This is a genomic window from Micromonospora sp. NPDC005173, assembly GCF_040608515.1.
In the GTDB taxonomy this organism is placed as follows: Bacteria; Actinomycetota; Actinomycetes; order Mycobacteriales; family Micromonosporaceae; genus Micromonospora.
Genome location: NZ_JBEXIK010000027.1, coordinates 23,815 through 34,795, shown reverse-complemented (window position 1 = coordinate 34,795; position 10,981 = coordinate 23,815). Strand labels below are relative to the sequence as shown.

Sequence of the window (10,981 nt, the reverse complement as noted above, 5' to 3'; positions counted from 1 at the left end):
GGCCACTGTTCCAGATGAGGGTGATACCTGTGAGGCATATTTATGCCTCACAGGTATCACCCTCTTTTGTGCATGCCGCCCGGACGATCGTCGCCATCTCGACGTGGCCCCTGAGAACAGCGCCGGCTGGCCCGGCGCCGGCTGGCCCGGCGCCGGCTGGCCCGGCGCCGGCTGGCCCGGCGCCGGCCGCCCGGTGCCCGCTGCCCCGGTGTCGGCTGCCCCGGTGCCGGCCCGCTCTCAAGGCTGGCAATCGCAGCGCCAACCAGGCGGGACGGGCGCGTTGCCGCCCACCGGGGTGGGGACCCGGGACGTCAGCGGGCGACGGGGGTGACGTCGGCTTCGACGGGCGGCGCCAGGGCGGCCGTGACGGCGTTGCGGCGGCGGCGCAGCTCGATCGGGAGCACCACCAGGGTCACCAGCGTGCCCAGCGCGCCGGTCACCACGAAGCCCCAGAGCGGCGCGCTGGCGTCGATCACCGCGCCGGCGAGTGGAGCGCCGATCGCGATGCCGACGGTGACCGCCGACCCGTGGAGGCCCATCGCCTCTCCGCGTACCTCGGGCGGAGCCAGCCGGCTGACCGCGTCCGAGGCGGCCGCGATGGTCGGCGCGCAGAGCGCGCCGGCGGGGATCAATGCCAGGCAGAGCAGCCACCAGTGCGCGCCGCCCAGCCCGATCGGGATGGTGCAGAGGCCGAGCGCCGCGGTCAGGGCCAGTGGGGAGACTGAACGGTGCACGGCGCCGTAGGCGAAGCCGCCGGCCAGCGAGGCGACCGCCCAGATGGACAGAACCGCGCCGGTCCAGCCGACCTCGCCGCTCGCCCGCAGCACGGCCACCACCGCCACGTCGGTGCCGCCGAGCACCAGCGTGGCGGCGGTACTGACGGCCAGCACCGCGAGCAATCGGGGGGTCAGCCACTCGCGGCGGGGCACCCGGCGTCGCGGGCCGGTCGGCTCGCTGGCACTCCGGGTGGGCGGGTTGAGCAGCCACAGGCCGATCCCGGCGGCGACGATGCCGGCACCGACCAGGTACAGGGTCGTGCGCGCGGAGATCGCCGTGACCAGGGCCACTGCCAGCGCCGGGCCGATCATGAAGGACAGCTCCACCGACATCGAGTCCAGCGCGTACGCCGGGCGGCGCCGATCCTCCGGGACCATCGCGGCGATCGACTGGCGGACCACCGAGAAGATGGGCAGGGCGAGCGAGCCGGCCACGAAGGCGGCCGGCAGCAGCAGTGGGTACGACAGCGAGGGCGCGGTGGTCCAGAACACCGCCTCGGCGATCGCGGTGAGCACCAGGACCGGGCGCAGGCCACGCCGGTCCACCAGCCGGCCGAGCAGCGGGCCGCCGATCGCCGCGCCCACCGTGACGGCCGCACCGACCAGGCCAGCCGCCCCGTAGCCCCGGTCGAGGTCGAGCACGACGTAGAAGGTCAGCGTCACACCGGTCGCGGTGAGCGGGATGCGGGCGAGGACGGCGAGCAGCAGCAGCGACCGCAGGCCGGGCACGGCGAGCGCTGCCCGGTAAGGCTTCATGTTCACGTGGGTCCGTACCTCCGGCGACATCCTCGACCGGCGGCGGGCGGATGACCAACCAATTACCGCCTCATGCGGCCCTGATCACAGGCTGACCGTGCATGGTCACCCCGGCACCGTCCAGCGCCCGCAGCGCCACGTCGGTGGTCTCCGGAGCGACCGCGGCGGTCAGTTCGAGCAGCACGGTGGTGGCGAAGCCCTCCCGGGCGGCGTCCAGCGCGGTCGCCCGGATGCAGTGGTCGGTGGCGATGCCGACCACGTCGACCTGGTCCACGTCGTGCCGGCGCAGCCAGTCGGCCAGGCACTCGCCGTCGTCGGCGTGCCCGTCGAACCCGGAGTACGCCGCCGCGTGCTCGCCCTTGTGGAAGATCGCCTCGACCCGCCCGGTGTCCAGATCGGGGTGGAACTCCGAGCCGCTGGTGCCGACCACGCAATGCCGGGGCCAGGACTCCACGAAGTCCGGCGGATCGCCGAAGTGCGCGCCCGGGTCGATGTGGTAGTCCTTGGTGGCGACCACGTGTGCCCAGCGGTCCGGCTCGGCGGCGAGCAGCCGAGAGATGCCAACGGCCACATCCGCGCCGCCCCCGACGGCCAGCGAGCCGCCCTCGCAGAAGTCGTTTTGCACGTCCACGATGATCAGCGCATTGGCCATCGAGGTCTCCCTCCTCATGATCGGGTCTGCGGTGCCGGTCCTGGATGAACTCAGTCGGCGGGTACGACGCTGACCGGTACGGCCGGATCGCCGCCGGAGAGCTTCAGCCCCTCCCACGGGATGGAGATCAGGCATTCGCGCAGGTGTTCCCGCGACTCGTCCAGGGAGGGCAGGGCTACCGGCTCACCGTCGACCACGTACGAGTGCTGGAGCATCCGGTCGTTGGGCTGCCGGTCCGGTACGCCCTGCGGAACGATGATCTCCTCGGTGGCGGTGCCGGTCGGCTTGTGCCGGCGGACCGCCACCTTCCGGCCACCGATGGTCGCCTTGTGCTCGGAGCGCTTCACCACCGGCCGCCCCTCGACCTCGACGAGCTTGTAGACCAGCCCGGCGGTCGGCGCCCCGGAGCCGGTGACCACGGCCGTGCCTGCGCCGTACATGTCCACCGGCTCGGCGGCCAGCGAAGCGATGGCGTGCTCGTCCAGGTCGCCGGAGACGATGATCTTGGTCTCGGTGGCGCCCAGCGAGTCCAGCAGCTCCCGGCACTGCTGAGCGATTACCGCCAGGTCACCCGAGTCGATCCGTACCGCCCGCAACTCCGGCCCGGCCACCGCGATCGCGTTGCGAATGCCCTGGCTGATGTCGTACGTGTCGACCAGCAGCGTGGTGTCCTTGCCCAGCGTGGCGACCTGCGATGCGAACGCCGCCCGCTCGTCGTGGTGCAGCAGGGTGAACGCGTGCGCCGCTGTGCCCGCGGTGGGGATGCCGTAGCGCGCACCGGCGGCGAGGTTGGAGGTGAACCGGAACCCGGCCAGGTACGCCGCCCGCGCCGCGGCCACCGCGGCCTCCTCGTGCGCCCGCCGCGAACCCATCTCGATCAGCGCGCGACCCCGCGCGGCGGTCACCATGCGGGCCGCCGCGGCCGCCACCGCGCTGTCGTGGTTGAGCACGGAGAGCACCAGGGTCTCCAGCACCACGCACTCGGCGAAGCCGCCCGAGACGGTGAGGATCGGCGAATTGGGGAAGAACAGCTCACCCTCGGCGTACCCGTCGATGTCGCCTGTGAAGCGGTAGTCGGCGAGCCAGGCCGCGCCCGCCTCGTCGACCACACCGGTCCGGCTCAGGAAGTCGATCTCCGTCGGGTCGAACCGGAAGTCACGGATCAGGTCGATCAGCCGGGCCGTCCCGGCGACCACGCCGTACCGGCGGCCGGTCGGCAGCCGACGGCTGAACACCTCGAAGACGCAGCGGCGGTCGGCGGTGCCGTCCTTCAGAGCCGCACTGACCATCGTCAGCTCGTAGTGGTCGGTCAGAAGCGCGGGGCGGAGGGTGCTCACCGCCCAAGCCTAAGGTTCAGCCTGAGTCGCCGCTTTCGTGCCCCGGGATCGATCGCAGCGCAGCCCACAGCTCGGCCCGGGCGGTCACGCCGAGCTTGGTGTAGATCCGCTGGAGGTGGTTCTCCACGGTGCGGGCGGAGAGATAGAGCCGCTCGGCGATGGCCTTGCTGGTCGCGCCGTGGGCGGCGAGGCGGGCCACCTGCCACTCCCGTTCGGTCAGCACCGGCGCCCCGGCGTGCAGCGCCGGCGTGCGGATCAGCTCGCAGCGGCCGAGCAGCCCGGCCAGGCGCTCCCGGGCCTCACCGGCCGCCGGCGAGTGCTGCTGCCGCAGCCGGTGTAGCGCCTGGGCGGTGGCTTCGGCGGCGTACACGTGCAGTTCCAGCGCGGCGTAGTCGTCGGCGACCGCGAGCAGATCCGGGGCGGAGTCGGTCACTGCGGCCCGGGCATGCCGGGCCAGCAATGGCGGGAGCACCCCGTCGACCCGCTCGGAGAGCTCCGCGAGGCGCTGCGCGACGGTGCGTCGGCCGCCGTCGGAGCAGGTCGGCCCGACCGGTGCGCCGGCCTGGTCCAGCCGGACCAGGTCGTGCAGGGCGTGCACCTCGTGCCCGGCGAAGCCGTCCGCGCGCAGCCGGTCCACCAGATCGTTGAGTTGCTTTGCCGCGCCGGGCACGTCGCCCGACGCGGCGAGCACGGCGCCTCGGGCCTGCTCCAGCCACGGATAGAGCACCGCCATGCTCGGCGAGTGGGTGCGGTCGGCCTCGGCCATCGCCTCGGTTGCCTGCGCCGCGTCGCCGCGCAGGGCCGCCGCCTGGGCCCGCTCGGCCTGGGCCAGACCGGCGTAGACCCGGCTCGTGGCCAGCACCGCGCAGGCGCCCAGCGAGGTCCGCATCGCCGCGTCGCTCTGCCCGCGCAGGCGGGCCGCGTACGCCTGGAGGATGGCCAGGTACCCGGTGCCGAGCCGGAAGTCACCGGCGCCCGCGAGGTCGGCGAACTCGTCGGCCACGATCGCGTCGATCCCGGCCAGGTCGCCGGTGAGCATGAGCCGGGTGCCCCGGGCCAGCTCCAGGGCCAGTTGCAGGTACGGCATGTCGGTACGCCAGCTGGCCGCCGCGGAGTGCACCTGGGCGATTGCCGTACCGCTGCGGGCGAGCTGGCCCTGCGCGGCCTGGACGTACGCGATGGTGCTGCGGGCCAGCTCGCGGGCGGCGACGCTCGCTGCCGGGCGGTCCAGCACCCGCTGGCTGAGCCGCACGGAGGTGGTCGTGTCCAGCCGGTGCAGTCGCATGATCGCCTCGAAGGCGTGCACCCGGGACCGGTCGGCGGAGTCGCTGAGCTGCTCGACCCGGCTCGCGATCTCCTCCACCGTGGACTCCTGGCTCAGCCCCCAGTAGCTGACCATCCCCCGCACGGTCAGCCACCGGCAGAGCCGCCGCTCGTCGCCGGGTTCGGGAGTCACCGCGTCGAGGACGTCGATCGCCTCGTCCGGCCGGTCGGCGAACATCAGGATGGTCGCCAGCAGCTCCGCCGAGTCCGAGCCGCCGTCGGCGTTCAGCGCGGCGCGGGCCAGCCGGGTCGCGAGCGGCACGTCGTAGCGGGTGAACGCCTGCACTGCGGCGTCCACCAGCAGGGCGGCGTCCTGCGCGGTGCCCGAGTCGAGCCGCCACACCGCCACCCGCAGGAGGTCGTCGCGGCGGCGCTTTCCGACCCGCTCCAACAGCTCGGCGAGGTGCGCCTGGAGTCGTCGGGTGCGGCTGACCGGGCAGCGGCGGCGCATCACCTCGCCGTAGAGCGGGTGGGCCAGCCGGACGTCGGTCCGTCGGTCGCTCTGTACGACGCTGATCAGCCCGCGTTCCTCGGCGATCTCCACGTCGACCGGGTCGGCGGCCAGGTTGAGGAGGTGCAGGCCCAGCGGTTCGCCGAAGGCGACCAGCTCGACGATCGTGCGGACACCGTCGGTGAGCTGCCCGACCCGGGTGTCGATGAGGTCGGTCAGGTTGGGTGCCAGTTCCAGGCGCCCGGTCCACTTCCAGATGCCGTAGGTGCGCTTCAGCTCCGCGCTGCCGTTGGCGGCGTGCACCAGCTCGCGCAGCAGCAGTGGGTTGCCGGACGACAGGCGGCCGAGCCGGTCGGCGGAGCCGGCGTCGACCGGGCCATCCAGGATCGCCGCCAGCAGGCCGGCGGTCTCCGCCTGTGGCATCGGGGTCAGCTCGATGTGCTCGACCAGGTCGTCGGTCCAGAGTGCCCGGATCGGCAGCGGGATCTGCTCGCCGTCGCGCAGGGTGCCGACCACGGTGGCGTTCTCGTCCCGGGCGACGAGATGCACGAGCGCCGCCGAGGGCGGGTCGAGCAGGTGCGCGTCGTCGATGGCGAGCACGATCCGGCGGCCGGCCGCCTGCTGGTGCAGCACGCCCAGGGCCCAGCGCAGGATGCCGGCGGGGGAGAGCCCCTGGGGTTGCTCGGCGGGGAGGACCTGCACCAGCCCGCCGAACGGCAGCGCGGCGGTGGTGGCGCTGGCCGCGATGGACCAGATCGCGTACCGGTCGGTGGGCAGGGTGCTCACGCCCTCGCGCAGCAGCCGGCTCTTGCCGATGCCCGCGCTGCCGCTGAAGAAGAGCCCCCGGCCGGCCCCGCCGGTCACCGCCGCCAGCAGGCGGTTGAGCTCGTCGGTTCGGCCGACGAACGTCCATCGACTCATCCGGGCAGCATATCCATCGAAACCTGTCTGCGCGCGGACCGTCACGCAGCGAAGTTGAGTAATCTCGTGATTACCGGTGAGTATGTGTAGTGTTCCGTCCGGTCATCGGGCCGCCCGTACTGTTCCGATATCCGGGTACTGTCACCGGATTTTCAACGCGACCGGCGCGCCGGTCGCCTGCCCTGGGAGGCCACCTGATGAAGCAGGGCCCTCTCCCCTCGGTCGACTCGTCGGACGACATGGCCGGCCCAGTCGAGCTGCCGCGCTGCGGCCCGCTGCCCACCCAGGTCGGGGTGACCGGCCCCGCTCCGGAGGAGCCGCTCGGCGTGGTCGCCGTCGGCCCGGCCGGCGCCGAGCGGCGCGCGGTGCTCGCCACCCTGCTCGGGCTCGACCCGGTCATGCTCACCGTGCCGGCGGGCAGTTGGCTGGTGGTGCGGCACGCCAAGGAGCCCACCCGCGCGGCGTACGTGCCGGGCTACCGCCAGCCGCACTCGTACGGCGCGGACCGGGACGCGGCCGGCCCGGCGCTGGCCCGCCCGCCCCGGCGTGTCGAGTTGAGCGTGCCGGAGCCGCTGCTGCGGCACTTCACCCTGATCGACACGCCGGACAGCGGCACGCTCGGCGTGGCCGGGGGTCGGGTGCTGCTCGACGCGGTCGGCCGGGCCGGCGCGTTGCTCTTCGTGATCGCGGCCGACCAGGCGTTCACCGCCGCGGAGTTGAACCTGCTCGCCGAGGTGGCCCCGGCCCCGGTGAAGGTCGTCTTCGCGGTCACCCCCGGCGCGGCGGGCTGGGCGCCGGTGCCCGACGGCGCGGCGACGACGGAGGACGCGGGGGCGTCCGTCCCGCCGGCCGGCGGTCTGCCCGGCGAGGTCGACCCGGTCGCGGTGACCGTGGAGGCGCACCGGGCGGTGCTGCTGGCCGCGGTGCCCGCACTGGCCGGCGCGCGGTGGTTCCCGGTCGCCGACACCGACACCGCTGCGGACCTGCGCCGGGCGCTGGTGGGTTGGTCGGCCGACGAGGGGTTGCACCGGGCCAGCGTGGATCCGCCGGTGCTGCCGGGCCGGCACGACCGGGTGGCCGTGGTCGCTGACCCGGGGGACTGGTCCGAGCAGCTTGACCGGCAGACCCGCTCCTGCGCCCAGCGGATCCGCCAGTACCTCGCGCTGGAGTTGGCGAACACCCACCTGCGGGTGGTTCAGGAGATCGTCTTCGGGGTCGGCTGCGCCGGCCTGCCCGAGCTGCTGGACCGGGAGATGGCCGCGTTGTCGCTGTTGGCCACCGCCCAGTGCGACCACGCGGTGCGGGGCATCGTGGCCGATGCCGCGACCCGGGTGCTCGGCGCTCCGCTGGCCGAGGGCGTGCGCCGCCGGATCGCCACGGCCGTGCAGTACGGCCTGGCTGACCACCGGCACGGGCGCGACCTGGACCGGGTGTTGCTGATCACCAGCACGGCCGGGGTGGCCAATCTGACCGGCCCGGAGGCGATCGACGCGCTGTCCGGCTATCCGGCGGCGTCGCGCGACGAGGTGCTCCCGCCGGTCGCGGTGGCGCTCTCCGGTGGGTGCTGGCAGACGTGGCGCACTCCCGGCAACGACGACCACAACGCCGCGCGGGCGTGGTCCCAGCGGGCGCTGCGGGAGGTCGAGCTGGGATTGTCCCGGGAGATCTCCCGACGGTTCGAGGTGATCCGCCTCTCGCTGGGCGCGGTGCTCTCCGATGCAGTCGACCACGGCATCCTGCTCGCCTGACGCCGTGGCTGCCCCCCGACCCGGGTCGGTACCACACCTCGCGTTCGACGACGTCCAGGGCGGGTCCGGGGCGGCCGGAGTGGGCGATCCTCGCCGGGCCGGCGTTCCGGTTCCTCGGTTCCGGGAAACCGGTGGCACGATGGGGGGCATGGCGGCTCCGCAGGTTGCACCGGTCGAGACGCCGGACACTGACGAGGTGCCGGCGTCTGACCGGCAATGGGTGACGATCGTGTGGGACGACCCGGTCAACCTGATGACGTACGTGACCTGGGTCTTCCAGAAGCTTTTCGGCTACAGCCGGGAGAGGGCCGAGCAGCTCATGCTGGACGTGCACCACAAGGGCCGGGCCGTGGTCTCCACCGGCGCCCGGGAACGCATGGAGCACGACGCGTCGCAACTGCACGCGTATGGGCTGTGGGCGACGGTGGACCGCTCGTGAGCATGTTCCGTCGCCAGGCCGGCCGCTACGTCGCCACCTTCGCCGTCGACGAGGTGCGGGTGCTGCGCAAGGTCGCCTCCGAGGTGGTCGGCCTGCTCACCGACGGCTTCGACCACACCGACCCGGTTGTCGGCCGGCTCTTCCCGGCGGTCTACCCGGAGGACGCGGCCGGCTCCGCCGAGTTCCGCCGTTACACCGAGGGCGACCTGAAGACCGCGAAGATCGACCAGGCCGGGGCGATCCTGGCCGCGCTGCCCGATGAGGCCGGCGGCGAGGTGCGGCTGGACGCCGAGGCGGCCGAGGCGTGGCTGCGGGCGCTGAACGACGCCCGGCTGGCGATGGGCGTCCGGCTGGAGATCAAGGACGGCACGGACCTGGGCGAGGAGTTGGACGACGCGGTGGCCGAGGACCCGGCCTCCAGCCGGGTGTTCCAGCTGTCGGTCTACGCGTACCTGGGATATCTGCAGGAGTCGCTGCTCAACGCCTTGATCGACTAGCGGTGACCGGCACCACTTCGGCCCGTGCCCGGCAGGCGTTAGGCTGGAACACGTGCTGAGCATCGACCGGTCGATCATCGACGCGATCGTCGCCCACGCGCGCCGGGACCACCCCGACGAGGCGTGCGGCGTGGTCGCCGGTCCCGTCGGCAGCGACACCCCGACCCGGCACATCCCGATGGACAATGCCGCGCGGTCGATGACCTTCTACGAGTTCGACTCGATGGAGCACCTGCGGGTGTGGCGGGAGATGGACGACCGGGACGAGGAGCCCGTGGTCATCTACCACTCGCACACCGCCACCGAGGCGTACCCCTCGCGGACGGACGTCTCCTTCGCCGGTGAGCCGGGCGCGCACTACCTGCTCGTCTCGACCCGCGAGCCCGACTCGGAGGAGATCCGGTCGTTCCGGATCGTCGACGGTGTAATCGCCGAGGAGCCGGTCCGGATCGTGGAGGCCGGGGTCGACCCGCATGCCGTCCAGTCCTACATGTTCGGGCAGAGCCCGGCGACGGTCGACTACGAGTGTTCCGGCCGCTGACCCGTCAGCAGCCGCACCCGTTTCGTCCCGTCACCGTAGGCACACCTGAACGAGGAGCACGACATCATGGCCATTGAGGTTCGCATCCCCACCATCCTGCGCAGCTACACCGGCGGCGCCAAGGTCGTCGAAGGCGCCGGCGACACCCTGAGCGACCTGCTCGCCGATCTGGACTCCCGGCACGGCGGGCTGCGGGGCCGGCTGGTCACCGAGGCCGGCACGCTGCACCGCTTCGTCAACGTCTACGTCAACGACGAGGACGTCCGCTTCCTCGGCGCGCTGGACGCCAAGCTCGCCGATGGCGACAGCGTCACCATCCTGCCGGCCGTGGCCGGCGGCGCGTTCGGCTTCGCCGCGGCAGCGGCGATCAGCCAGCACAGCGCCGCGGCAGCGGCGATCAGTCAGCACAGCGCCGCAGCCGCGGTGGCTCGCGGCGCCGTCGCCGCCCGCTGAGGGCGGTCACCATGGCGCGGTACGACAGCCTGCTCGACGCCTGCGGGGGTACGCCGCTGGTCGGCCTGCCCCGACTCTCCCCGACTGTGCCCGACGGGGCGCCTCCGGTGCGGCTCTGGGCCAAGCTGGAGGACCGGAACCCGACCGGCAGCATCAAGGACCGCGCGGCGCTGTTCATGGTCCGCGCCGCGGAGGAGTCCGGCCGGCTCCGGACGGGTGACACCATCCTGGAGCCGACCAGTGGCAACACCGGCATCTCGCTGGCCATGGTGGCCAAGCTGCGCGGCTACCGGCTGGTCTGCGTGATGCCGGAGAACGTCTCCACCGAGCGGGTCCAGCTGCTCCGGATGTACGGCGCTGAGATCATTTTCTCGCCGGCGGCGGGTGGCTCCAACCAGGCCGTCGCCACGGCCAAGCAGATCGCCGCCGAGCACCCGGACTGGGTGATGCTCTACCAGTACGGCAACGAGGCGAACGCCCGGGCGCACTACGAGACGACCGGCCCGGAACTGCTGCACGACCTGCCCACCATCACGCACTTCGTGGCCGGGCTGGGCACCACCGGCACCCTGATGGGCACCGGACGCTACCTGCGGGAGAAGGTCGACGGCATCCAGGTCGTGGCCGCCGAGCCGCGCTACGGCGAGGTGGTCTACGGCCTGCGCAACATCGACGAGGGGTACGTGCCGGAGCTCTACGACGCCTCGGTGCTCTCCCGGCGCTTCTCGGTGGGCACCCGGGACGCGGTGCTGCGCACCCGGCAGCTCGTCGACGTGGAGGGCATCTTCGCCGGCTTCTCCACCGGCGCCATCCTGCACGCCGCGCTCGCGGTGGCGCATGAGGCGGTCCGCGACGGTCGCCGTGCCGACGTGGCCTTCGTGGTCTGCGACGGCGGCTGGAAGTACCTGTCCACCGGCGCGTACGGCGGGACGCTGGCCGACGCCGAGGACGCCCTGGAGGGCCAGCTCTGGGCCTGACCAATCCGGTCGGTTTGTACGGGCCGTCGACGCTCGCGTCGGCGGCCCGCACGCTGTCCGCAGCCTCGTGAACAGGTGTCACGTTCGTGACAACTTCCAGAGGATGATTC

At 72.9% G+C, this 10,981-nt stretch carries 10 protein-coding genes; 6 read left to right on the top strand and 4 right to left on the bottom strand.

The features are described from left to right. Positions 1-311 precede the first annotated feature (311 nt). From ABZV00_RS25340 to ABZV00_RS25325, 4 genes are read right to left on the bottom strand one after another with little or no spacing between them, the layout of a single operon-like run. A complete protein-coding gene (locus tag ABZV00_RS25340; RefSeq protein ID WP_355610205.1) occupies positions 312-1,562 on the bottom strand; it encodes an MFS transporter in 1,251 nt (416 codons plus the stop codon). A 40-nt stretch (positions 1,563-1,602) separates the two neighbouring features. After that, a complete protein-coding gene (locus ABZV00_RS25335; RefSeq protein WP_355610203.1) occupies positions 1,603-2,184 on the bottom strand; it encodes an isochorismatase family protein in 582 nt (193 codons plus the stop codon). Between the two features lie 50 nt (positions 2,185-2,234). Next, the gene (locus ABZV00_RS25330) at positions 2,235-3,521 is read right to left on the bottom strand and encodes a nicotinate phosphoribosyltransferase (protein WP_355610201.1); all 1,287 of its coding nucleotides are present in this window, start codon (positions 3,519-3,521) and stop codon (positions 2,235-2,237) included. Positions 3,522-3,537: 16 nt separating this feature from the next. After that, positions 3,538-6,216: a LuxR C-terminal-related transcriptional regulator gene (locus tag ABZV00_RS25325; RefSeq protein WP_355610199.1), complete on the bottom strand. Its 2,679-nt coding sequence runs from the start codon at positions 6,214-6,216 to the stop codon at positions 3,538-3,540. A 197-nt stretch (positions 6,217-6,413) separates the two neighbouring features. Here ABZV00_RS25325 and ABZV00_RS25320 point away from each other — a divergent pair, with 197 nt between their 5' ends. The 6 genes from ABZV00_RS25320 to ABZV00_RS25295 all read left to right on the top strand — a co-directional run bounded on the left by ABZV00_RS25320 (position 6,414) and on the right by ABZV00_RS25295 (position 10,871). Further along, a complete protein-coding gene (locus tag ABZV00_RS25320) occupies positions 6,414-7,964 on the top strand; it encodes a hypothetical protein (RefSeq protein WP_355610197.1) in 1,551 nt (516 codons plus the stop codon). A 148-nt stretch (positions 7,965-8,112) separates the two neighbouring features. Beyond that, positions 8,113-8,403: an ATP-dependent Clp protease adapter ClpS gene (clpS, locus tag ABZV00_RS25315; RefSeq protein WP_088946433.1), complete on the top strand. Its 291-nt coding sequence runs from the start codon at positions 8,113-8,115 to the stop codon at positions 8,401-8,403. A gap of 2 nt (positions 8,404-8,405) precedes the next feature. Then, positions 8,406-8,900, top strand: coding sequence for a DUF2017 domain-containing protein (locus tag ABZV00_RS25310; protein ID WP_172899170.1), 495 nt, complete (start codon positions 8,406-8,408; stop codon positions 8,898-8,900). A 52-nt stretch (positions 8,901-8,952) separates the two neighbouring features. After that, positions 8,953-9,441: a M67 family metallopeptidase gene (locus ABZV00_RS25305; protein WP_355610195.1), complete on the top strand. Its 489-nt coding sequence runs from the start codon at positions 8,953-8,955 to the stop codon at positions 9,439-9,441. A gap of 66 nt (positions 9,442-9,507) precedes the next feature. Beyond that, the gene (locus ABZV00_RS25300) at positions 9,508-9,894 is read left to right on the top strand and encodes a MoaD family protein (protein ID WP_328424115.1); all 387 of its coding nucleotides are present in this window, start codon (positions 9,508-9,510) and stop codon (positions 9,892-9,894) included. Positions 9,895-9,905: 11 nt separating this feature from the next. Beyond that, a complete protein-coding gene (locus tag ABZV00_RS25295; protein WP_355610192.1) occupies positions 9,906-10,871 on the top strand; it encodes a cysteine synthase in 966 nt (321 codons plus the stop codon). Positions 10,872-10,981 lie beyond the last annotated feature (110 nt).